The organism is Streptomyces sp. A012304 (assembly GCF_026008495.1).
Classification (GTDB): domain Bacteria; phylum Actinomycetota; class Actinomycetes; order Streptomycetales; family Streptomycetaceae; genus Streptomyces.
Window position 1 is genome coordinate 264039 of the sequence record NZ_BQUN01000182.1, and the last position, 22585, is coordinate 286623.

20 protein-coding genes and 9 pseudogenes are annotated in these 22585 nt (G+C 69.6%); 13 read left to right on the forward strand and 16 right to left on the reverse strand.

Annotated elements, in window-relative coordinates:
• Positions 1-152: 152 nt before the first annotated feature.
• Both ALMP_RS37170 and ALMP_RS37175 read right to left on the reverse strand, forming a co-directional pair.
• Positions 153-374: a transposase family protein gene (locus ALMP_RS37170; RefSeq protein WP_264936494.1), complete on the reverse strand. Its 222-nt coding sequence runs from the start codon at positions 372-374 to the stop codon at positions 153-155.
• Positions 375-438: 64 nt separating this feature from the next.
• Positions 439-910 (reverse strand): annotated as a pseudogene (locus ALMP_RS37175) (ISAzo13 family transposase); the annotation flags it as partial.
• Between the two features lie 169 nt (positions 911-1079).
• Between ALMP_RS37175 and ALMP_RS37180 the strand changes: the two are divergent.
• Positions 1080-1592 carry a hypothetical protein gene (locus ALMP_RS37180; RefSeq protein ID WP_264936384.1) on the forward strand — a complete coding sequence of 171 codons (513 nt, stop codon included), beginning with the start codon at positions 1080-1082 and terminating at the stop codon, positions 1590-1592.
• On the opposite strand, the gene ALMP_RS37185 is transcribed toward ALMP_RS37180, so the two are convergent.
• The gene (locus ALMP_RS37185; RefSeq protein WP_264936385.1) at positions 1531-2340 is read right to left on the reverse strand and encodes an IS5 family transposase; all 810 of its coding nucleotides are present in this window, start codon (positions 2338-2340) and stop codon (positions 1531-1533) included. The two genes, ALMP_RS37180 and ALMP_RS37185, sit on opposite strands and share 62 nt — an antisense overlap.
• 618 nt (positions 2341-2958) lie before the next feature.
• Here ALMP_RS37185 and ALMP_RS37190 point away from each other — a divergent pair.
• The gene (locus ALMP_RS37190; protein WP_264936386.1) at positions 2959-3693 is read left to right on the forward strand and encodes a dienelactone hydrolase family protein; all 735 of its coding nucleotides are present in this window, start codon (positions 2959-2961) and stop codon (positions 3691-3693) included.
• Between the two features lie 50 nt (positions 3694-3743).
• Here ALMP_RS37190 and ALMP_RS37195 read toward each other — a convergent pair whose 3' ends face one another.
• The 11 genes and pseudogenes from ALMP_RS37195 to ALMP_RS37245 form a co-directional block, all read right to left on the reverse strand.
• Positions 3744-4217, reverse strand: a complete 474-nt coding sequence (locus ALMP_RS37195) for a hypothetical protein (protein ID WP_264936387.1) — start codon at positions 4215-4217, stop codon at positions 3744-3746.
• Positions 4214-4495, reverse strand: a complete 282-nt coding sequence (locus ALMP_RS37200) for a hypothetical protein (protein WP_264936388.1) — start codon at positions 4493-4495, stop codon at positions 4214-4216. The genes ALMP_RS37195 and ALMP_RS37200 overlap by 4 nt, the downstream gene beginning before the upstream one ends.
• Before the next feature lie 317 nt (positions 4496-4812).
• A complete protein-coding gene (locus tag ALMP_RS37205) occupies positions 4813-5274 on the reverse strand; it encodes a nucleotidyltransferase domain-containing protein (RefSeq protein WP_264936389.1) in 462 nt (153 codons plus the stop codon).
• A 378-nt stretch (positions 5275-5652) separates the two neighbouring features.
• A pseudogene (locus tag ALMP_RS37210) lies at positions 5653-6000 on the reverse strand (ArsR/SmtB family transcription factor); the annotation flags it as partial.
• Positions 6001-6004: 4 nt separating this feature from the next.
• Positions 6005-6392 (reverse strand): annotated as a pseudogene (locus ALMP_RS37215) ((2Fe-2S) ferredoxin domain-containing protein).
• 41 nt (positions 6393-6433) lie between these two features.
• Complete coding sequence (locus ALMP_RS37220) at positions 6434-7468, reverse strand: WD40 repeat domain-containing protein (protein ID WP_264936390.1); 1035 nt, start codon at positions 7466-7468, stop codon at positions 6434-6436.
• A complete protein-coding gene (locus ALMP_RS37225; protein ID WP_264936391.1) occupies positions 7465-8496 on the reverse strand; it encodes a GTP-binding protein in 1032 nt (343 codons plus the stop codon). Before ALMP_RS37225 ends, ALMP_RS37220 begins: the two co-directional genes overlap by 4 nt.
• A gap of 5 nt (positions 8497-8501) precedes the next feature.
• A complete protein-coding gene (locus tag ALMP_RS37230; protein WP_264936392.1) occupies positions 8502-8783 on the reverse strand; it encodes a hypothetical protein in 282 nt (93 codons plus the stop codon).
• Between the two features lie 14 nt (positions 8784-8797).
• Positions 8798-9205, reverse strand: coding sequence for a Fur family transcriptional regulator (locus ALMP_RS37235; protein WP_309299586.1), 408 nt, complete (start codon positions 9203-9205; stop codon positions 8798-8800).
• Between the two features lie 285 nt (positions 9206-9490).
• Positions 9491-9886 carry a hypothetical protein gene (locus ALMP_RS37240; protein ID WP_264936393.1) on the reverse strand — a complete coding sequence of 132 codons (396 nt, stop codon included), beginning with the start codon at positions 9884-9886 and terminating at the stop codon, positions 9491-9493.
• Between the two features lie 77 nt (positions 9887-9963).
• A pseudogene (locus ALMP_RS37245) lies at positions 9964-10815 on the reverse strand (heavy metal translocating P-type ATPase); the annotation flags it as partial.
• Between ALMP_RS37245 and ALMP_RS37250 the strand changes: the two are divergent.
• From ALMP_RS37250 to ALMP_RS37290, 9 genes and pseudogenes are all read left to right on the forward strand, one after another.
• Positions 10797-11036, forward strand: a pseudogene (locus ALMP_RS37250) (ABC transporter ATP-binding protein); the annotation flags it as partial. The pseudogenes ALMP_RS37245 and ALMP_RS37250 overlap by 19 nt on opposite strands.
• A 22-nt stretch (positions 11037-11058) precedes the next feature.
• Positions 11059-11938: pseudogene (locus tag ALMP_RS37255) on the forward strand (metal ABC transporter permease).
• A gap of 304 nt (positions 11939-12242) precedes the next feature.
• Positions 12243-12887 (forward strand): choice-of-anchor M domain-containing protein, encoded by a 645-nt coding sequence (locus tag ALMP_RS37260; protein ID WP_264936394.1) that lies wholly within the window; start codon positions 12243-12245, stop codon positions 12885-12887.
• Entirely contained in the window at positions 12884-14575 is a 1692-nt protein-coding gene (locus tag ALMP_RS37265) for a choice-of-anchor M domain-containing protein (protein WP_264936395.1), read from the forward strand. The genes ALMP_RS37260 and ALMP_RS37265 overlap by 4 nt, the downstream gene beginning before the upstream one ends.
• Before the next feature lie 86 nt (positions 14576-14661).
• Positions 14662-16194, forward strand: a complete 1533-nt coding sequence (locus tag ALMP_RS37270; RefSeq protein WP_264936396.1) for an anchored repeat ABC transporter, substrate-binding protein — start codon at positions 14662-14664, stop codon at positions 16192-16194.
• Positions 16195-16202: 8 nt separating this feature from the next.
• A complete protein-coding gene (locus tag ALMP_RS37275) occupies positions 16203-17765 on the forward strand; it encodes a TIGR03773 family transporter-associated surface protein (protein WP_264936397.1) in 1563 nt (520 codons plus the stop codon).
• Positions 17758-18507, forward strand: coding sequence for an anchored repeat-type ABC transporter ATP-binding subunit (locus tag ALMP_RS37280; RefSeq protein WP_264936398.1), 750 nt, complete (start codon positions 17758-17760; stop codon positions 18505-18507). The genes ALMP_RS37275 and ALMP_RS37280 overlap by 8 nt, the downstream gene beginning before the upstream one ends.
• Positions 18504-19385, forward strand: coding sequence for an anchored repeat-type ABC transporter permease subunit (locus ALMP_RS37285; RefSeq protein WP_264936399.1), 882 nt, complete (start codon positions 18504-18506; stop codon positions 19383-19385). Before ALMP_RS37280 ends, ALMP_RS37285 begins: the two co-directional genes overlap by 4 nt.
• Positions 19386-19476: 91 nt before the next feature.
• Positions 19477-20241 carry a methyltransferase gene (locus ALMP_RS37290; RefSeq protein WP_264936400.1) on the forward strand — a complete coding sequence of 255 codons (765 nt, stop codon included), beginning with the start codon at positions 19477-19479 and terminating at the stop codon, positions 20239-20241.
• A gap of 23 nt (positions 20242-20264) precedes the next feature.
• On the opposite strand, the pseudogene ALMP_RS37295 reads toward ALMP_RS37290, so the two are convergent.
• A pseudogene (locus tag ALMP_RS37295) lies at positions 20265-20514 on the reverse strand ((2Fe-2S) ferredoxin domain-containing protein); the annotation flags it as partial.
• 371 nt (positions 20515-20885) lie between these two features.
• On the opposite strand from ALMP_RS37295, the gene ALMP_RS37300 reads away from it, so the two are divergent.
• Positions 20886-21293, forward strand: a complete 408-nt coding sequence (locus ALMP_RS37300) for an ester cyclase (RefSeq protein ID WP_264936401.1) — start codon at positions 20886-20888, stop codon at positions 21291-21293.
• A gap of 234 nt (positions 21294-21527) precedes the next feature.
• A pseudogene (locus ALMP_RS37305) lies at positions 21528-21836 on the forward strand (hypothetical protein); the annotation flags it as partial.
• A gap of 82 nt (positions 21837-21918) precedes the next feature.
• Here ALMP_RS37305 and ALMP_RS37310 read toward each other — a convergent pair.
• Positions 21919-22580 (reverse strand): annotated as a pseudogene (locus ALMP_RS37310) (HAD-IC family P-type ATPase); the annotation flags it as partial.
• Positions 22581-22585 lie beyond the last annotated feature (5 nt).

The window sequence follows — 22585 nt, forward strand, 5'->3', positions numbered from 1 at the left end:
AGGGTCTTCCGATCATTAACCTGTCGTCTTGATCTTGCTGTTGGGATTGCTGCTTTGGGTGGCGACTTGGGCTTGAAGGGCTGCCAGGGCGGCTGGTGGGGTGGTGGCCGGCGCGATGGTGATGCCCTGTACTTCGAGCAGGCATCTGATCTTCAGCAGGGTGCGGTGATGGCAGTGCGGCTGCTGCTGAAGAGCACGGCGAGGGGTTCCGCGTCCAGGTTGACGCGCAGGTGGAGCACGGTGGCCAGGACCTGGTCGGCGAAGGTGAGCCGGGGCGGGCGGCCGCGGCGGGTGTCCCCTTTTGCGGCCAGGGTTTCGCTGAGGTGCTGCAGCTGGTGCGGGGCCAGGCCGGTCAGTGCGGGATCGGACAGCATGGCCGGGTCCCACTGCGGCGCCGGTGGCCGGCTGCTGCGGGCTGCCGGGATGGCCGGGGTCGGCTGGGGGTGCAGGGCCTTCGAGCGTCTTGGCGTTGGCCTGGAGCCGGAAGCCCTCCCTGGCGCAGCAGGCCGGCGACAGAGTCGGCACCGACCCGCCAGGGACACCGGATCTGCGTGCGGGTCGACTTGGTCGTCCACCGCAACGGCGACATCGGATCCCCGCGCTCGTCCGGCTCGACCAGACTCAACAGCGCAGACCGCAGTCCGGGATCGAGATCCGCGACGCGTTTGCGCCCACCGCCCGGCTGCCGCACCCGCCCCACCAGGGATTCGCCCGCCTTCAGGTCGGACATACCCCTGCGGATTGTTGTCTCGCTCACCCCGGCCGCCCGGGCCACGGCTCGGATGCCGCCATGCCCCAGACTCCGGGCCTCCGCGGCCGTCAGCAACCGCCGCTGCCGCTCGTCCAGATGCGGGAACAACACCGCGAACTTCACAGCAAGTTGGTCACGAGTCTCGTCCGGGATACGCATACGGCATCAACGAGACCCCATCCCCGAAGCAACACCTTGATGATCGGCAGACCCTTAGAGGTCGTTCTCTTTCCGAACCCCATGTGCGGTTTCTGCTGGTCAGGCATGAGATTGCGGCTGGCACGGAAGGCTCGCTCCGTTGCTGACCGAGATGTCATGGGGGTGACGGATGCCGTCGATGCGGGCGGTGTTGGAAGCGCGGCAGAAGGCTGCGGCGGTGCGAGTGGAGGAACTCGAAGCCGAGCTGGAGCAATTGCGGGCGGCTCTGGCGAAGGCGGAGGAGGTGCTCCGGCATCGGGTGATCGGTCTGGAACAGTACCTGGAGGCGCTTGCCGAGGAGGATGCTCCCGCCGTGGCCGCCATGTCGCAGAACAAGCCGGTGGGACCACGCCGGGCGGTGCCTCACCGCCTGGACTCGGCCGGAGTCGAGGTGTTGTCGGTGGACTACCAGGCGTTGATGGCCGCCGCCCTGGAGGCGGGAGCCGATGGGCTCGGTGCCCGGCGGGCAGCGGTGGTGCTGGGCTGGGACAGCGCGTCCGCCTCGCGCGTCGAGGGAGCGAGGGCCCGGCTGAAGCGGCTGGTGGAGCGGGGCTGGCTGGTCGAGGAGAAGCCGGGCAGGTTCACGCTGCCCGTGCCGGAGCAGGACGGTGCTGAGGCTGGGCGGCCACGCGGCGGCTCATGAGCATGGTCATCGACCACAGGATGACGGCCTCGCTGGTGTCGGTGCGTCGTTCGTAGTCACGGACCAGGCGCCGGCTGCGCAGGAGCCAGGCGAAGGATCTTTCGACGACCCAGCGGCGGGGCAGGACCTGGAATCCCTGGACCTCGTCGCTGCGGCGGACGATGTCGAGGACGACTCCGAGGTGCTGGGTGGTCCAGTCGGTGAGGTGGCCGGTGTAACCGCCGTCGGCCCAGATCCGCATCAGCCGCCGGAAGTGATCCTTCGCTGCGGGTAGCAGGCTGCGGGCGGCGTCCCGGTCGGTCGTGGACGCCGGCGTGACCTGCACGGCCAGAAGGAGTCCGAGGGTGTCGGTGAGCAGGTGGCGCTTGCGCCCGTTGATCTTCTTGCCCGCGTCGAAGCCACGCGAGGCGTGGGGGACGGTGGCGTCCGCCTTCACCGACTGCGAGTCCACGACCGCCGCGGTCGGCTCCGGGCTGCGGCCCTCAGCCAGGCGGACGGCCTCACGCAGACGTTCATGCAGCTCGGCCACCAGCCCCACATCCCGCCAGCGGACGAAGAAGGCATAAACGCGCGGCCAGGGCGGGAAGTCGGACGGCATCGCCCGCCACTTGATGCCGTTGTCGACGAGATAACGCACCGCGTCGATCATCTGCCGGTGGCAGTAGCCCTCCGGACGGCCTCCCCGGCCCGCCAGCCATCCCGGCACCGGCAGCAGATCCCGCACCAGTGCCCACTCCGCATCGCTCATGTCCGAGCCGTACCGAGGTCGGCGCTCCGGCCGGTCAGCCGCGTTCCCGAACCGATGGGCGAGACAGTCACACCTAGGAGTGGACGGACTGGACCCGGCAACCACGACCACGCGACACTTCGACAACAGGGCCTCTTGTTTCTCGTTGGACTCGACAACCGCGAGCTACCAAGAGGCCCTTCCTCTATGCCTCACCAGCCAACAAGTCACCCGATCCAGGACCCCGTTCGAACCAGACCGAGCGCACGAACGGATAGAGAACGGCCAGTTAGGGAGTGTTTCGAGTGCGGTGAGGACCGTGCAGCTGCGAGATCGGTATTGGTGTCACGGGCAGCGCGTCGACCGGGTTCGGGAGCGAGGTGTTGGCCGAGATCATTCTCGTGAACTGCAATGTGGACTGGAGGGTGTTGGCGGCGGCTTTGCTCGGTGGACTATGTTGCAGACATGACTACCGGGACGGCGTCGCGCCACACACGGATTGGTGACCCGGTGCTCTTCTGAGCGCCGTACGGGCCAGTGCGGGCCCGCTGTTCGATCGAGGATCTTGCGCTGCTGCGCGGGCTCCGCCTCCGTCGTGTTGATCACAGGCTCGACACATCAACCACGACAGGAGAATTCATGCCCACCAAGACGCTGCAGATCCCCACCGCGGACGGCCAGGCCGATGCTTTCGCCGCCTTCCCCGACCACGGCGAGCAGCACCCAGGGGTGCTGATGTACGCGGACGGCTTCGGCATCCGGCCGGTGCTGCGAGAAATGGCCCGCGAACTGGCCGGGCACGGCTACTACGTGCTCGTCCCCAACCTCTTCTACCGGCACGGCCCGGCACCGGTGATCGAGCTTCCCGAGCACATTGGAGAAGAGGCCCGGCCCGCAGTCTTCGCCCAGCTGATGCCCTTGATCGAGGCGCACACCCCCGAACGTGTCCTGAGCGACGCCGACGCCTACCTCAGGTTCCTCACTGCTCAGCCCGAAGTCAGCGCCGGGCCGGTCGCGGTGACCGGCTACTGCATCGGTGGCCTCCTGGCGACGCGCACCGCCGCGGCCCACCCCGGCCAGGTAGCCGCCCTCGCCGCATTCCACGGCCCCGTGGGAGTCGACGGACACGACAGCCTTTCCAAGCTCACCGCCGATGTCCACTTCGGCCACGCCGAGAGCGACTTGACGCCCGAGGCCCTCGGCGAACTCAACAAGGCCCTGGACGCGGCGGGTGTCGGCTACACCTCCGAGATCTATTCCGGCACCGTCCACGGCTTCACCATGTCGGACACCGATGCCTTCAACCCCGCCGCACTGCAGCTTCACTGGGACCGCTTGCTGCCCCTTCTCGGCCGCACCCTGACCAAGAGCTGAGGCTCCGGCCCGGGAAACCAAGCTGGTGTGAGGGCGGGCTGTGCCCGCCCTCACCGATTGGGGAGCCATAGGTTGACGGCGGCGATGCGCGCTGCCCGATCCTCAGGTGACGGATGGTCGGGGCTGGGTGGGCAGGATGCGGACGACGGGGGGGCGGGGGCCGTGAGCTGCTGGCGGATCTGCCGGTTATCCAGGGTCGGCTGGTTGACGACGCGGACGAGGGCTTCGCGGTCGGCGCGCAGTTCGGCGAGTTCCTCCTGGTCCGCGGCGCGGAGTTCCTTGAGTTTCACGATCTGCCTGCGCAACCGCACTTCGGCGTCGGTCGGCTGGCCCCGCGCTTTCACCTTGGCGTAGAACTCGTTTTTCAAGTCCAGATGGCGCTGGGTGAGCGCGTTGCGGGGGACGTCCGCCTCGGTGGCCAGGGCAACGATGGTCAGGGCGCCGTTCGAGCGCTCGGGGGCGCCAGCCAGTATGCGCTCCATGGCGGCCCGGATGCGGTCCCGTTCGTCGAGGGCCGGACTCATGTTGTTGTCTTCTCCTGGTTGGCGATGCGGTTGTGGTGGTGCTGGTCTGCGAGGTCACGCAGGGTGTCCGCACGTTGGCGAAACCGATCGGCAAGCGGTTCGGTAACCATCTCGGAGGCAGCCTGCTTCTCCAGGTGCTCGGCCTCTGCCCTGAGCTGGGCAGCGTGTCGGTTGGTGCGGGCGATGTTCGCGCAGGCGGACACGCACCGATCCAGGGTGAGAGTGTTGCTGGTGCCGAGGCGGTGGCAGAGGGCCTTGTCGCGGTTGTAGACGCACATCAGGAAGGTGTGCGGGTTGTCGGTGGACGGCCAAGGTGGGGTTGTGCAGGATGGCCCTGGCCTGGCGGGTGCTGCGGATCGAGCCGGCGAAGGACGGGGCCTGTGCGGCGGCGTGGATGGCCCGCCTCGCGGCCGGCCCCGACACGCCCACGCCCGCATCGAGATCGGCGTGCAGGGTGGCGAGTGTGTCGGCGGGGGCGCGGGCGGTCTCGATGTCGAGCAGGTCGTGGATTCCGTCGCGGCTGCGGGCTAATGGTGACGTCGGGTATGGGAACTGTCCGAATGCCCCTTGAGTCGGCCGTTCGCCGCCGGGGTCGTCACGATTGGCAGGCCCGGATCAAAGACGCAAGGACAGTGCCCGGGTCGTGCAGGGGACAGGCGCCGTCGGTGACGACTCGGCGTGTGCCAGGATCCACCGGGCCCGTCTGTGCCCAGTGGGGAGACCCGATGTTGATCTCGACCTCCAGCCCTGACGCTGTGACAAAGCGTCGTTCGCTGATCGGTCCCCACGATTGGGTTCTGACCAGTTTGCCGAGGGCAAGCTCGACGGCCCATGCGTTGTCGGAGTACTGGGACTCGTCAGTCGTGAGAAGGACGAGGTCGATGTCGGAGTCAGGCCGTGCGGCATTGCGAGCGCACGATCCGACAAGTAGGAGACCGACGACGTCGTGGCGGCCTGCGGCCCACCGCGTGACGCGGTCGATGATCTCTTTCGTTTCGGCAACCCGTTCCGGTGAGATCGCAGGTCGCTCACTCGCTGGTTGGTTGTCACGGTGCATCGTGTTGCCTCCCGGGTGGGTAGCGGTGGCTGACTTCCGCGGCGTAGTTGGCCCAGTCGCCCGCGGAGAGACGTTGCCAGGCGACGGCGATGTCGGTGTGGATGCCCAGGGTGCGGGCGAGGATCGCGGCGGGGATCTCGGTGGCGAGCTGGAAGAGAGCGGTGCTGCGGGCCTGGTTGGGGCGGATGCCGAGGTTGTTCAGCCGCTGCGTCAGCTGTGTGGTGCTGATCGGCCGTCCGGGCTGGCCGCCGGGGAAGAGCCATGGAGACGGCGCCAGGCGCCGATGGTCGCGTGCCCCTTGCGGTTCGCGGCGACAGTGCGGGCCGGCTGGGCGACTGACTCAGGGCAGCTGAACGGGTGCATTGCCGAGGTGGAGACCCGCACGCCGAGCCGCAGGTGTTCGATGTGGTGGACGGCCTGGTCGAGGAGTTGTGCCACGTGGTCGTCGTAGAGGCGGTAGACGATGCGGCGGCCGTCGCGTCGCCCGGTGACCAGCCCCAGGGTGCGCAGCAATCGCAGTTGGTGGGAGACCGCGGACTGCTCCATCCCCACAGCGGTGGCGAGTTCGGTGACCGAGTACGCGGACTGACGCAGGGCGGTGAGGATCAACAGGCGGGAGGGTGTGGCCAGTGCCTGGAGTGTGGCGGCCACGGAGACGGCGGTCGACTCGTCGAGGTGGGCGGCCGCGATGATGTCGCGGCCGCCCACGGCGTCGCCGGGAGGCATCGGCTCACCGGCGTGCACGGAGCCGGGCCTCGCGCGGTGGGCGGATGAACTGCAGTTCCAGTGTGGCCGGGGGCTTGGCCACCCCGGGGCCGCCATCGGCCGCCCAGCGCAGCACGTCGTCCGTGCAGTCGTCGTCCATGGCGAAGCCGATCCAGGTCGCCCGGCCGCCGGCCCGGCGTCCGGCGGCGGAGGGCTGGACGACGATGACGTTGGCCTGGTCGCAGGGGCCGAGGCAGTCCGTCGTGCGGACCTGGAAGCCGTGCTCGGCCGCCGCGGCGCGCAGCCGGTCCAGCTGCCAGGAGTGGTCGGTGCCCGGGGTGCTTGCGTGGGTTGCCGCAGCAGCAGCCCCGGCAGACGACCAGCGTGCACGGACGGTTGGCCGCACCCCCGATCGTCACCGTACGTGCGGGAGCGATCGATGTCGTCCGGCGGTTCACAGCGTCGTCCGCGAGGGCAGTCCGTATGCCCGGACGCGGCCGTCGCGGTGGGCGGTGATCAGCAGGTGCGGTCCGGCCCAGGCCAGCGCGGCGACTGCGGAGTCCACGTCGTCCAGCGTGCGCACGGGGCGCAGCCGGTTGGAGGGCTGTCCGGCGGTGGCGTACCAGAGCGCGACGGTGCCGTCGTGGCCGCCGCTGGCGAGGTGGCCGGCGGGGCCGGGCCGCCAGGCGAGCGCGGTGATGGTCTCGTGGCAGCGGAGCTGGCGGGGTGCGGTGCCGGCGGGGCCCTTGCCGGAGAAGTCCCAGACCGTCAGGTCGGGGGCGCCGTCGGCGGCGAGCCAGAAGCCGGTGTCGTCGAAGGCGAGGCGGGAGACCTTCTCCGGGTAGCCGGACATGGTCAGTTCGCTGCCGTCGCGGGTGCGCCAGATGTGGATGGAGGCGTCCTGGTTGCCGCTGCAGATCCACTTCTCGGTCGGGGCGACGGCGAGCGCGAGGTGCGAGCCGATGTAGGGGTATGTCATGACGGGCTGCGCGGTGTGGCGCTCGTGGCCGCGCACCGCCCCGTATGCGGCCACGGCCAGCCGTCGCCCCCGGCGCAGCCAGGCGAGGTCGGTGACGGTGGACGCGGCAGGTTCCGTACGCCACAGCTCCTCGCCATCCGCGTCGAGTACGAGCGCCGTGCGTCCGGAGGCGATGGCCACGCGCTCGTCGTTGGCCCAGGCGGCGGAGGAGGACCAGGCGCCGGATTCGCGTACGACGGTGCGGCCGTCCGTGCGCCGCCACAGCGCGTATCCCATGGGTCCGGTGACCGCCAAGTGCCGGGCGGTCGGGGACAGGTGACTCGTCAGGGTGCCGCCGGGCAGGTCCAGTGCTCCCATCTCGGCGCCCATCGCGGCATCGAGGACGCGTACCGTGCCCTCGGCTCCGGCGACGGCCACCAGGTCGCTGCGGGCGCTGAGCGCGACGGGTGCGTCGTCGATGGTGATCTCCCAGGCGACCGTCAGGGCCTGGTCGGGTGCGGTGATGCTCACGCGGCCGCTCCCGCCGTGGCCAGGCAGTCGGCGAAGCCGCGCTCCAGCTCGTCGCGGTCGAGGTTGCGGCCGATGAAGACGAGCCGGTTGCGGCGCGGCTCATCGGTCCGCCACTGGGCGCCTTCCTCGCCCATGAGCAGCATGTGGACGCCCTGGAAGACGTACTGCCTGCTCGAACCGGCGATGGCGAGGATGCCCTTGGAGCGGAAGATGTCGGCGCCCTTGGTACGCAGCAGGTTGCCCAGCCAGGCGTTGAGGCGCCCGTCGTCGACCTCGCCGTCCAGTTCGATGCCGACCGAGGTGACGGTGGTGTCGTGCTGGTGCTCGGTCTCCGTGAGGAAGGACGGGTCGTCCTTCAGGACCCGGTCCAGGTCGAACGCGCCGACGTCAAGGATCTGCTTCAGGTCGACCTCGGCGTTCCGGGCGCGCAGGATCTGCACGGGCGCGTTGATGGCCTTCACGCGTGCCTCGACTTCGGCGATGGTCGCCTCGTCCGCTAGGTCGGTCTTGTTGAGCACGATCCGGTCGGCGAAGGCGATCTGCTCGACCGCCTCGTTCTCCACACCCTCCGGCTTCACTTCGTCGAGGTGCTGGAGGACATGGGCGGCGTCGACGAGGGTGATGATGGCGTCCAGGCGCAGTTGGGCTGCGATCTCGTCGTCCATGAAGAAGGTCTGTGCGACGGGGGCCGGGTCGGCCAGGCCGGTGGTCTCGATGAGGATGTGGTCGAACTTCTCCCGGCGTCGCATCAAGGCGCCCAGGATGCGGATGAGGTCTCCTCGCACGGTGCAGCAGATGCAGCCGTAGTTCATCTCGAAGATCTCTTCTTCGGCGTCGAGGACGAGGGCGTCGTCGATGCCGATCTCGCCGAACTCGTTCTCGATGACGGCGATTCGCAGGCCGTGGTGTTCGGTAAGGATGCGGTTGAGGAGGGTTGTCTTGCCCGAGCCGAGGAAGCCGGTCAGGACGGTGACAGGTACTCGCTCATCGAGCGGCGCGTCCGTCGCGGTCGCTTCAGTTGTCGTCATCAGGGTCAGGCTCCTTCGGGTGCGGTGGTGAGCAAGGCGGCCTTGAGGTCGTCCTCGGTGACTTCGTCGGTGGGTTGGTGCAGGGTCCAGCGGCGGGCCGGCCCGTTCATCGGCAGGACGGCGACGACCGTCTCCAGGGGCGGGCAGCCTGGTTCGGTGCAGGCGAGCTGGCGGATCATGACGGCGGTGTCGTCGTCGAGGTCCAGCAGCGTGCGCACGGTCTCCTTCAGCTCGCGCAGATGTGGGCTTGGTGCGGCGGGACTTCCCGGCCCGAATCCCAGGGGCATGGCGGCAGTTCTCCTCACTCGGTGGCGGATTGGCAGTCGGCGCAGACGCCGGTGAGTTCGACGGTGTGTTCCACCGCGGCGAATCCGGAGTCGGAGGCGATCCGTCCGGCCCACTCCTCGACGACCTCGGAGTCCACCGGCCGGCTGCTGCCGCAGGCGCGGCAGATCAGGTAGTGGCGGTGGCCGCCCGGCCGCCATCTGTAAAGCCGTTCACCGGCGTTGGCCTGGATGACATCGACCGCGTCCGCGGCCTCCAGGTCGCGCAGTCCTCGGTAGACGGTGGTCAGGCCGATCCGTGTGCCGTCGGCGGTCATGCGCGCGTACAGCTCCTGCGCGGACATGAAGTCGTGACAGTTCGCGAGAGCTGCCAGAAGGGCCGAGCGTTGCCGGGTGGGCCGCTGTTGGGTCGTCAGGTCGCTCACACCACGTTCACCCCCTGGTGCAGTGCCGAATCCAAGGCTAGATGAAAATGACATCCATATCCATATGAACGATAGCTCATGTGTGGTGAGGGGGCGAGTAGGGCCTGATTGAGGGGGTGGTCCCGGGGACGGGCAGCGATACTCAGGCCGACGAGAGGGGGAAGGCGTCGGCTGTCCGTGACACGGAGTGGGCCGGGTCCGGTGAGGTCCTCGACGGGTAGCCCGGTGTCGGAGTGAAGGTTGTCCGTCCTGCGGATGGGCTCGTGTGCCGACGGCGTGCTCGGATCAGCGCACGCGCCGTTCCTCCAGCGGTGCGGCCCGCAGGCGTGCGGTGGTGTCGCTCGGCAGGTGGGGGGTGTGGCCCACGAGTCGGGCAGAGTTGGCGACGACGGCGATGCTGCTGGTGTTGTGCAGCAGGGCGGCCAGCACGGGGTTGATGGAGCCCCCGGCGTCGGCGATGAGGCCGGCGAGGTTGACGCCGATGGAGAGTGTGTAGTTCTGCCGTACGACGCGCAGGGTGTGCCGGCTGAGTTCGACGACGGCGGCGACGTTACGCAGGTCGTTTCCGGCCAGGGCGATGTCGGCGGTTTCCAGGGCGACGTGCGAGGAGTGGGCGCCCATGACGATTCCGACGTCGGCGAGCGCGAGGGCGGGGGCGTCGTTGGTGCCGTCGCCGACCATCGCGACGCTGTGGCCGTCGGCTGGAGGTCGCGGATGAGCTGGAGTTTGGCCTCGGGCAGGGCATGGGCGTGGACTTCGGTGATGCCGAGGGTGTCGGCGACGGCCTGGGCGGTCTCGGGGGCGTCGCCGGTCAGCAGCACGATGCGGGTCACGCCGAGGTCGGTGAGCTGGCGGACGACGGTGTCGGCTCCGCCGCGTACGGCGTCGGACAGGCCGAGCATGCCGATCAGCTTGTCGTCGTGGGCGAGGCAGATGACGGTCTCGCCGCCGGCGCGTAGTCGGCTTGTTCATTCGTGGGCCACGTCGGTGAGTTCGAGGCCGTGCCGGCGCAGGAGGGCGGGGCTGCCCACGAGCAGGCGGCTGCCGTCGAGTTCGGCGCGTACGCCCATGCCGAGGACGACCTCGCAGGCTTGGTGGATGGGGATGTGCAGGTGCTGTTCCTCGGTGCGCCGGACGATGGCTTCGGCGAGCGGGTGCCGTGCATGCAGCTCACCGGAAGCGGCCAGGCTCAGAACTTCATCCGCGGTGACGGTCTCGTCGAGTGTGACCACGCTGGTGACCAGGGGGCGGCCGAGGGTGAGGGTGCCGGTTTTGTCGAAGACGACGGCGGTGACGCGGCCGATGCCTTCCAGGTGGGTGCCGCCCTTGATGAGGGTGCCGCGGCGGGCGCCGTTGCCGATGGCGGCACTGATCGCGGTCGGGGTGGCCAGGCCGGCGGCGCAGGGGCAGGCGATGAGCGGCATGGTCATGGCCCGGCGGGCATCCCGGGTCAGTACGTATGTGATTCCGGCGAGGGCGAAGGAGACGGGGACGAAGCGGCGGGTGAAGGCGGTGGCGACGGTCTGGATCGGGGCGCGGTCGGCCTGTGCCTCCTCGACCCGGGTGATGATCCGCCCGACGTCCGGCGGCCAGGGCGCGGGCCACCACAGCCGTGGTCTTCGTGACCCACGAGATCAACCCCGTGCTGGGACTTGTGGACCGCGTGCTCTACCTCGCCCGCGGGAGTTACCGGGTCGGCACACCGGACGAGGTGCTGACCTCCGAGGCGCTCTCGCAGCTCTACGGCACGCAGGTCGACGTCGTCCGTGTCAGAAACCGGATCACGGTCGTGGGCGTGCCCGACGAGGTGGCCGAGCTGCCGCATCATCCGAACTGCCGCATGAGGTACGGCCATGACCATCGCCGACGGGATCTGGCAGCAGATCTTCGACTTCGACAACTACGGCGAACTGCTGGCCCTGGTCCGCAACTCCCTCATCGCCGGCGCCGCGCTCGGCCTGATCGGCGGTCTGGTCGGGGTCTTCGTCATCATGCGGGACCTACCCTTCGCGGTGCACGGGATCAGCGAACTGTCCTTCGCGGGCGCCTCGGCCGCGCTGCTGATCGGCCTGAACATCGTGGGCGGCTCGATCGTCGGATCACTGATCGCGGCCGGGGCGATCGGACTGCTCGGTGCGCGCCCGGGACCGCAACTCGGTGATCGGCACACTCATGCCGTTCGGCCTGGGTCTCGGCGTGCTCTTTCTCGCCTTGCACAAGGGCCGCGCGGCGAACAAGTTCGGGCTCCTCACCGGGCAGATCGTCGCCGTCGACACCCCGCAGATGTCCTGGCTGCTCGGCACGTCGGCCGTGGTGCTCGTGGCGCTGGCGGTCATGTGGCGACCGCTCACCTTCGCCAGCGCCGACCCGGACGTAGCCGAGGCACGAGGCGTGCCAGTGCGCGGACTGTCCTTCGCCTTCATGATCGTGCTGGGCCTCGCCGTCGCACTGTCCGTGCAGATCGTCGGCGCCCTGCTGGTCCTCACCCTCCTCGTCACCCCGGCGGCCGCCGCGGCCCGGATCACCGCCTCACCGGTGCTGCTGCCCGTGCTGAGCGTCGTCTTCGCCGTGACCTCGATCGAGGGCGGGATCCTGCTGGCCCTGGGCAGCAGCATCCCCATCAGCCCCTACGTCACCACCATTTCCTTCTCGATCTACCTCGTCTGCCGACTGGTGGGCACCTACCGGACCCGGCAGTGGGGAACCGGACGAACCGTTCTTGAGCCCGGCTGACCTACACCTGCGCCTTTCCTCCTGGCGCCTGATCTTCGGCTTCAACAGCGAAGTCGTCGGTGACCGCGCACGGCGGCCCGCGCCGTGGGCGGTGACGCCCCCCATGCCGCCGGTGCACACGATGTCCGGCGCACGTGCTTCCTCGGTCCCGCATCCGGTCGGGTTCGCTCTCAACTTCCCTCGCCACGCTCGGCCGTTCACGCCTCCGGACATCACCGCAATCTCATTGCCAACTGTTTATGAAAACGATTATCGTCTTATGTTGTGCCCGAGGGGGCATGAACATGACCCATGGGGGTTTCTCTTGCGTACCCGCAGACGCCTGCTGACCGTCACCGGCATCGCCGCCGCCGCGCTCGCCACCGCCGGTCTCAACACCTCCGCCTTCGCCGCCACCACCCTGAGCAGCGGCCACGTCGACGTCCTCGACGCCGAGTGGGACGGCGCCGACCTGCACCTCCACGTCCACGACGAGGAGACGAACACCGAGTACGACCCGGTCGATGTGACCTTCTCGGTGCCGACGGCCGCGAAGGTGACCAACCCGGGCTGCGGCTTCCTCGGCTCCGGCAGCCAGGTCTGGCTGCTGCCGGACACCGAGGCCGAGGCCGACGCCGCCGGCGTGCTCTTCCCGGGCATCTCCACCGAGCACCTCACCACCGGGGTCTTCGCCAACAACAACGTCACGTACACCCTGGTCAGCGCCACCCGCAACGGTGCCGCCACCGAGGACTTCAGCATCTACGCCGGCAGCTGCGCCCGCTGGTTCGACAGCGACACCAGCACCACCGGTTTCAAGTCCAGGACCTTCAGCGTCGGCACGCACAACCACGCCAACTGGGCCTTCGAAGAGGCCGGCACCTACCAGCTCACCTTCCGCGTCCGGGGCACGGTCGGCGGCGTGACGGAATCCGCCACCGAGACTTTCACCTTCAACGTCACCTCATGATCCGGGCCCTGACGCGCGACAGACGCGCCGTCACAAGCGCGGCGCTCATCGCGGCGGCCGCGGTGCTCCTGGGCGCGGCAGGGCTGGTCGCCGGCGGCAGCGGGAACGCCCGCGCCGCCGGCGATGCCGTCGTCCTGGACGAGGGCGAGCTCGTTTTCACGCCCCGACTGGCCGACGGAGAGCTCGAGTTGCAGATCGACGACCGCAGCTCCGGTACGACGGTCGTGCGCGAGCCGTCTCAGGTCGTGCTGCACGCTCCGGCGTCCTCCCTGCAGTACACCGCGGACCCGGTGGCCACGGCGCTCGGCACGACGAACATGGACTCCTGGCAGCTCAATGGCTGGGAGGCGGAGAACATCTTCGCGCCCGAGCCGGGCTGGAACGGCTCCGCGGCGGGCGGCGACACCGAGGTCACGCTGTCCGGGTACGAGGGTCCCGGAGACTTCGGGCTGGCCCTGTACACCCGCGAGATGGACAACGCGAACGCTCCGGCGACCGCCTATCTCGGTAGTGCGGCCTCCGTCCAGCGCACCTTCACGCTGCCGCGCGAGGAGGAACGGCTGCTGCCCATCTGGCAGTTCACCGCGGAGGGCGTCTACCGGCTCACCTTCACCGTGACGAGCGGCGGCTCCTCGGACACCGAGACACTGGCCGTGGTGGTGGGCGACGACGTCGACCCGTCGACCGTCCTGCCCGGTGACGGCTCCACTCCGACGGCTTCCCCGACCGATTCGCCGACCGGCTCGGCGACCGTGAGCCCGTCGCCCACCGCCCCGGCGGCGCATGTCATCGCCGAGGGCCACGTCGACCTGGCGGCCCGCCCGGCGGACGGCGACCTGGAGTTCCAGATCAAGGAGGGCAGCGAGCTCAACCACAAGTGGTACGAGCCGGGCCAGGTCGTCATGCATGTACGGCCCGCGGCCAAGCGGAAGATCCCGCAGGGGTACGACTTCCTCGGCACCCCGGGCGACGCGGTGTGGTGGCTGCCGCTGCAGCAGAACGCCGGCATCGTGTGGCCGGGCTGGAACACCACGGAGTTCGCCAGGGCCGACCTCGACGGCCGTGTCTCCTTCCGGCTGGACTCCGTGCAGGGTCCCGGAAACATCGCGATGTTCCACAGCAACGTGATGGGCGTCCCGGACGTCTCGCTCAACAGCGGCGATGGTCTGCCCGACGCCCACACCCTCGGTGCGGGCACGCACAGCCACTTCGACTGGGTTTTCAGCGCCGAGGGCGTCTACCGCACCACTTTCACGGTCAGCGCGACTCTCGCCGATGGCACGAAGGTCAGCGACAAGGAGACCATCGCCTGGGTGGTCGGGGACGACACGGATCCGTCGACCGTGGCGCCGGGTGAGGGGGATGAGCCGACGGCGACTCCGACAGCGACGCCTACGGCCACTCCGTCGGAGTCGGCCTCGCAGACGCCGACCGCGACGGCGAGCCCGTCCGTGTCCGCGTCCGACTCGCCGAGCGCCTCGGCCCCGGCGACGGACCCGGGTTCCGGCTCGTCCGGTACCAGCGGAAGTTCGTCGGCGGGCGGCAGCGGTAGCAGCGGCACTGCTGCGACCGGCGGCCTGGCCTCCACCGGCGCGCAGGTCGGTGTGATCGCGGGCATCGCCGTGACCGCCCTGCTGATGGGTGGCGGCGCGGTGTTGGTCGTACGGCGTCGCCGTACCGCTCAGTGAAAGCTCCGCGTACGACGGACCGGCACCTGGCAGCGACCCGGTCCGTCGTACGCGGCATTGTCGTGTTCGAGAGAAGGAGGAGCCCCATGCGGGGCCACCCCAGACGCACCATTGCCGTCGCGCTGATCGCGGCGAGCGCCGCCCTGCTCTCCGGGTGCAGCGGTCGTCAAGCCGGGGCATCCGACGCCGAGTTGAGGGTGTCGACGACCACCGGGATCATCGCGGACCTCGTCGAGCAGGTCGGCGGTGACCGTGTCGAGGTCACCTCGATCGTGCCGCACCACGGCGACCCGCACTCCTACGAACCCAGTCCCGGCGACGCGGCCAAGGTCGCCAAGGCTGATGTCTTGTTCAGCAACGGGCTGCTGCTCGAAGAGCCCGGAATCATGAAGATGGTCCACACCAACGCCCGTAAGTCCGCCCCGAAGATCGAGATCGCCGAGAAGCTGGAGCAGTACGGCGGCACGGTCATCAAGCTGGAGGAGGACCTCGGGCTGAACGTGCTGTGGCTCGGCTGGGCCGTCGAGGGCAAGGTCGAGGGCGACGGCTCCCAAATCCGTACGACCGCCACCAAGCTGGAAGGGCCCGGCGAGCTGCGCGTGTATCTCACCGACACGCTCGGAAAGCCCAAGGTGTACATCGACTCCGCCGACGGCCTCGACGACGCCGACTCCTTCACTCTGCCGCCCGAGGCGCACACCCACGTCAACTGGGCGTTCAGCAAGCCCGGAACCTACCGGCTGGCCGTCGAGGGACAGACCGAGACCCTCGACGGCAAGAGCGAGGAGATCGGCAGCGGCACCTTCACCTTCACCGTCGGCGACGACGCCGAAGCGCCCGAGGGAACCAGAGTGCTCGACGGCGGACACGCCGACGTCGCGCTCAACGCCGAGACCGGGAAGGTGTACGTCCGCGCCGACGAGGAGGCCAGCGGCGAACCGAAACGGCTCGCGGCCGAGGACGTCGTGCTGAACGTCCCCGACCGGGCCAAGGAGACCGTGCCCAAGGAGGAGCCGTACGCCTTCCTCGGCGAGGCGGGCGACGCTCTGTGGGTCCTGCCACAGGCCGTCATCGGCAAGCACGTGCACGGCGACATGGACCCGCACGCCTGGGCGGACGTCGCCAACGCGGCGGCGTACGTACGGCGGATCGAGGCAGAGCTGATCAAGGCCGACCCGGAGGGGAAGGCGACGTACAAGAAGAACACCGCCGCGTATCTCAAGACGCTCGGCGCCCTGGACGAGGAAGTCGCGAAGAAGCTCGCGACCGTACCCGAGAAGAACCGCAAGCTGATCACCACACACGATGCCTTCGGCTACCTCGCGAAGGCGTACGGCATGGAGATCGCGGGCTTCGTCGTGCCCGTGCCCAACCGGGAGCCGAGCGCGGCCGAGGTCGAGCAACTCGGCGACACCATCCGGGAGAAGAAGGTCCCGTCGGTGTTCCTGGAGCCGAACCTGGCGGCGCGGGCCGACGTGCTGCGCCGGGTCGCCGAGGACGAGGGGGTCGGGATCTGCACGATCTACGGCGACTCGTTCGACGACAAGGTCCACGACTACGTATCGATGATGCGGCACAACGCGACCGAGCTCGCCAAGTGCCTGGGGAGGGACGCCTGATGAGGGGCATGCGGAGGGCTGAGCGGGTCGCCGTGGCGGTGGTGCTCGCGGCCACGTTGGCCGGGGGCGGGGTCGCCGTCGCGGACGACGGTACGGCAGCGGGGACCGGACTCGGCCGGATCGCCTACGAGGACGGGGCGCTGACCCTGGATGCGGCGGACGGCGCCCATGTGATCGAGGTCGGAGACGCGGGCGTGGCGGACGCCTCGGCGCCCGGGTGGGACACCACCGGAGTACCCGAGGGCGCGGTGGCCAAAGACACCGTGCGGTGGTCCCTGACCGGGCTCGACGGTCCGGGTGACCTGAAGGTGTACTCGGACGAGACCGAGGCTGAGGACGGGGACCAGGACGCGGGCAACGGCGCCGAGAACGCGCTGTTGTTCGACAGCGCGGACGACCTCCCCGACGAGCATGCGTTGCCGGTGGGCCACCAGGGCTCCACGCGTTGGGAGTTCAGCGAGGACGGCACGTACCGGGTCATCTTCACCGCCGAGGCCACGGCCGCGGACGGGCGGGAACTGTCCGTCGGGACTGTGTACACGGTGGTGGTAGGGGACACATCGGACGGGGAGGACCCGGGTTCCGAGCCGCCGGTCGTCGAGGAGACCCCCACCGAGGAAGCCTCGGAGGAGGCGCAGACGCTGCCGGCGGCCGGGAAGGCCGTGGCGGAGGTGGCCGAGGCCGAGCGGCGTACCGCTCTGGCCGCCACCCCGGCCGCCGCCGATGTGGTGTCCGAGAGGAAAGTTCTCGATGAAGGCCACGTCGACTTCGCCGCCCGCGTTGTCGACAACAAGCTGCAGATCCACATCAAGGACGGCACGGTCTCGGGGAAGACCACCTGGCGCGAGCCCTCCTCCGTGGTCATGCACGTCAAGCCCGCGGCCAGGAACACCCTCCCGGCGGGCGACGAGTTCGCGTTCCTCGGCAAGGGCGGCGACCCGGTGTGGCTGCTCGACCAGGTGCAGCAGGACGGGCTGCTGTGGCCCGGCTGGTCGACGGACAACATCAAGGCCGGGGCGACCAAGGGAGGTGTGGAGTTCTCCCTCACCAAGGTCGACGGTCCAGGTGCCTACGCGCTCTACACGTACGACGCGATGTCGGGCGCGAACGTCCTGTTCAACAGCAAGGACGGGGTGCCGGACTCCTTCGACGTGGCCGCCAACACGCACGCACACGGCGGCTGGGCGTTCACCAAGGGTGGGACCTACCGGCTCACCTTCAAGATGAGCGGAACGCTGGCCAACGGCACGACGGTCTCCGACACGGAGACGGTGACGTTCGCGGTCGGCGACACCGACCCCGGCACGGTGACGCCCGGCGACGGCTCGGGCAAGGGAACGTCCGGGAGTCCCGGGACCTCTGGGACGTCCGGTTCCTCTTCCTCGAACTCGGCAGGCTCCGCCTCCGACTCCGGCTCCACGGGCGGTTCTTCGACGGACGACACCGACGGCTCGATGGCTTCCACCGGCGCCGGCCAGGCCGTACTCCTGGGCTCGGCCGCCGCCGCGCTCACCGCCGTGGGCGCCGTGTCCTTCCTGGCCGCCCGGCGCAGGAGGACCGCACATGGCTGACAGATCCGATCCGCTGCTGCGGGTCACGGGCGCGACCGTCGTCCTCGGCGGGCGGATCGCCCTGGAGAAGGCTGACCTGACCGTCGACGCCGGCGAGCTGGTCGGCCTCATCGGACCCAACGGCGCCGGGAAGACGACCCTCCTGCGGGCCGTCCTCGGCCTGGTGCCGCTGGCCGGCGGCGAGGTGGCCGTCGAGGGCCGCACCGGGCGCAGGGCCGGTCGGAGCATCGGATACGTGCCACAACGGCACGAGTTCGCCTGGGACTTCCCCATCGACATCGCGGGCGCGGTCCTCACCGGCCGCACCCGGCAGATGGGCTGGCTACGCCGCCCGGGCGCGGGAGACCGGGCCGCGGTGGACGAGGCGCTGGAGCTGACCGGTCTCACCGAGCTGCGGCGGCGCCCGATCGGCGAGCTCTCCGGCGGCCAGCGGCAGCGGGTCCTGGTGGCCCGCGCCCTGGCCGCCGACCCGCGCATCCTGCTCCTCGACGAGCCGTTCACCGGCGTGGACGTCCCCACCCAGGAGCTGTTGAACGAGCTGTTCGGCCGGCTGGCCGCGGAAGGCAGGGCCCTGCTGATGACCACCCATGACCTGGCGGCCGCCGCCCGCACCTGCCACCGGGTGGCGCTGATCAACCGCAGGGTCGTCGCCGAAGGCGGCCCCGACCTTCTCGCCGACCCCGACCAGATGCTGCGGGCCTTCGGCCTCGACCGCGCGATCGGCACGGTGACCGCATCATGAGTGACCTGATCGCCTTCTTCACCGACCCCTGGCAACTACCCTTCATGCAGAGGGCGTTCGCCGTGGCAGCCATCATCGGCCTGGTCTGTGGGGTCGTCGGCGTGTACGTCGTGCTGCGCGGCATGGCGTTCATCGGCGACGCCGTCGCCCACTCCGCGTTCCCAGGTGTCGCGCTCGCCTACGCCTTCGAGGGCAACCTCCTCCTCGGCGGCGCCGCGGCCGGCATCACCACGGCCGTACTCATCGCCTTCGTCTCCCAGAACCGGCGGCTGAAGGAGGACACCGTCATCGGCGTCTTCTTCGCCTTCGCCTTCGGACTCGGCATCGTCCTGGTCTCCACCAGGGACAGTTGGACAACAGACCTGTCCTCCTTCCTCTTCGGCCAGGTGCTCGCGGTCAGCGCCTCGGACGTGTGGACCGTCGCCGCCATCGGCGCCGTACTGGTCCTCGTGGTGCTGGCGATCGGCAAGGAACTGGTCGCCGTCAGCCTCGACCGAGAAACGGCACGCGCCGCGGGCCTGCCCGTCTTCCGCCTCGACCTGGCGCTCTACGTCGTCGTCACCACCACGATCGTGATGTCCCTGGAAGCGGTCGGCAACATCCTCGTCCTCGCCCTGCTCATCACCCCCGCCGCCACCGCCCGCCTGCTCACCGAACGACTGTGGGCGATGACCCTGCTTGCCTCACTCATCGGCTGCGCCGGAAGCCTCGCGGGCCTGTACGTCTCCTACACGTACGACCTGGCAGCAGGCGGCTCCGTGGTCGTGGTTCTCACCGCCCTGTTCGCCCTCACCTGGTGCCTGGCACCCCGCCACGGGCTCCTCGCGAAGCGCATCCGGCGACCGGGCCCCGCCGATGCCTTGCCCGCCGGACCGTGAAGACCCAACGAGCAGCCTCGGGCTCGCGCGACCGTGCATCGATGCCTGGCGGTTCGGAGAGGCACCTGCTCACTGGCGAGAAAGGCCACAGATGACCAAAACCGCCACGACTGAGGCCGACCGCGCCGATCAAGGGCTTGGTTATGCCGTCAACGGCCCCTACTACGACGTGATCTTCCCCGAGGCGGTACGGGCCTCGCTCACGGACGCCCTGCGGCGGCTGGTGTCCGGGGCCCGCACGGTGGCCGAGATCGGTCCCGGCACCGGGGTGTTCACCGAGGTACTGCTGGAGTTGCTCGGGCCGGACGGTGAGATCTTCGCGATCGAGCCGACGGGCATCATGCGCGCCGCTCTGGTGACGCGGCTGTCGCGCATTCCGGCAGCCGCGGACACAGTGACCGTGCTGCCCGAGGACGCGCTGACAGCAGAGGTGGACCTACCGCTGGACGCCGTGGTGCTGTTCAACATGATCATGCACTTCTCGCCGGAGCAGCGGGCTCGGCTCTGGCACAAGTGGGCCGGCGCGCTCCGCCCAGGCGGAGCGCTGATCATGGAGTCGCAACATCCCCAGACGGCGACCGCCATCCCGCCCTCGGTGGTCCCTGGGGGCACGCTGGGACGGTACCGCTACGACACCCACGTGCGGGCAGACGTCGTGGACGAGGACCTGATCCGCTGGGTGATGACCTACCGGACCTGGCGCGGCGATCAACTGATCCGGGAAGAGACCGCAGAGTTCGACTGCCATGTCATCTCCGACGAGACGCTGGCCGCCGAGCTGTCGGCGGTCGGGCTCGAACGTCACCCGGCCGCGCCCGACGGTATCCAGGCATGGCGGCGCCCGCAGGCCCTGTGAGCCTCTTCCCCAGGCTCTCGGTGTCAGCCCTCCTCCTGCCCCCGCACGCGGCGGGAGGAAGTGAAGCCGTACAGGTCGAGAATGCCCGGCGGGTCGGCGAGCCCGGGCCCGCCCCGCTCGATCCAGGCGGTGATGTCGGCGGTGGCATCGGCGTCGTTGACCAGGCCGAGCCACACAGGCCGGCCTCCCGCCGTGCGGCCGGCGGCCGGCGGCCGGCGGCTGCACGACGACGTTCGGGTGCTCGCACGCGTCCAGGCAGTCGGTGACGCGGACGGCTGTCCGTCATTGCCGGTCACGAGTGGGCGGGGAGTCAACTCATTCTCAGCCTGCTCGGACAGGTTTGGGCACTGGTTCGGGCGAAGCCATCCGGCTGTGTCGGGACGTGCCGATGCGCCGGGATCGATGGGACGGTCGCGCGATGCCGTCCCGGACGGGGGTCTGACCCATGAGATCTTTGACCGAAGTGTCCAGCCACAGGCTTGTCGACTGTCATTGCGGGATGGTTTCTGCTGGCACCGAGCCGCAGGGCGTGTCCCTATAGGGGCCTTGCCGAGTTCCAGGCGCCATCACGGTTCAGACGGCCCGAGCGGGCCGGTGCCATCCACCCAGCACGTCACCACGCGGGAGGCCGACGCAACCTGGAGATGTTCGATGTGGCGGACTTCGATGTCTACAGCCACCAGGACTGGGACAGGTTCGACGAGAGCCACGACCAGGACGTCCGCGTCCACTGGCCCGACGGCCACTACACGGACGGGCTGCCCATCCACATCGAGGACATGAAGGCCCAGTTCGTGTGGGCACCCGACATCAAGATCGAGGTACACCCCGTCCGCATAGCCAAGACCAACTTCGTTGCCGTGACCGGCGTGTGGGAGGGCACTTTCACCGGCCCGATGCCGGACGGCAAAGGCGGTGTCATCCAGCCGACGGGGAAGCGGTTCGCTCTCCACATGGCCACCATCGGTGTGCTGAACAAGCGCGGCGTCATGGAGGAGGAGTTCCTCTTCTTCGACCAGCTGACGATGCAACGGCAGGTCGGCCTCGCCTGAGGCTCCACGCATCCCGTGAATGCGGCGGGCACCGCGCGGCAGAGTTCTCGGCCCCCCGATGCCGCGCTGTGCCCGCCGCCCGTGTGTATCAGCCGGGCCGCGGCTTGACTGCGGCCATCCACGAATCCCAAACCCCGCGGGTCGAACGCCTCCAGGAGGCCGACCCCCGCGAGACTGCCTGGACCGTGGCCGCCTACGAAATCCTCGTCTGTCGACCGGATGTGGCACCTCACCATGACAGGCGCCACCCCAGCGCCCGTCTTTAAGACCCTTCTGAGCGGGCTCGCCGAAGAGTACGCCTGGGGGACCGCCATCGGCAGCCCCACCACCGAGAAGACCGTCATCGCAGCCACCCGCCCCCTCACCGACGCCGGTTGGAAGCACACCGTGGACGGACGCTGGATCCGCTGGGAGACCCTCCAGGGCGATGCAGGCGTCCAGTTCGACGCCTTCGCCGCCCAAAGACCTCACAGCACCCTCGCCACCTGGACTCTCTGGGCCGGCCCCAGCATCGACCGTCCCACCTGGGCCATCACGGCCTCCCTTTACACACCTGCCGCGCTGCTGGTCGACCTCACCGAGAACCTCGCCCAGGGAACCGGAATCCGGACGCACACCCCCGTGGCAAAGTGCGCCGGGCGAGGAGGACCGCGTCCCCGAGCGCTTCGATATCGCCGCGTACGAGCGTCACGTCGGCGGCTCCGATGGCCGCGTCGGTGCCGTTTCCCATGGCGATGCCGAGGTCGGCGCCGGCGAGGGCCGCCGCGTCGTTGACGCCGTCGCCGACGACCGCGACCCGGTGGCCCTCCTCCCGCAACCGCCGTACGAGGTCGGTTTTGTCCTCGGGTGTGCGGCGGGCGCGGACCTCCTCGATGCGCAGCCCGGCGGCGACGGCGCGGGCCGGTGCCTCCCGTCGCCGGTCGCGAACACCGGTTCGATGCCGAGGTGCCGCAGCCGGTCCACGGCCCGATAGCTGCCGGGGCCTACGACGTCACCGACCTCGATCAGCGCCTCCGGCACGCCGTGCACGCGGACTAGGACGGACGTGTGCGCGGCGGCCTCCGCCGCCGGAAGCGCGTCCGCCAGCGCGGCGGGCAGCTCGTCGTCCGGTGCGACGACCTCCACCAGCCGGCCATCGACCCGGCCGCGCACACCACGGCCCGCCGTGGTGGTGAAGTCGCTCAGCTCCGGCAGCGGATCCTTCCCGGACACGTTCCGGTCGGCGTACGCGATGATCGCCCGGCCGAGCGGATGTTCCGAGCCCCTGCTCGGCACGGGTCCGGCGAGGTGGT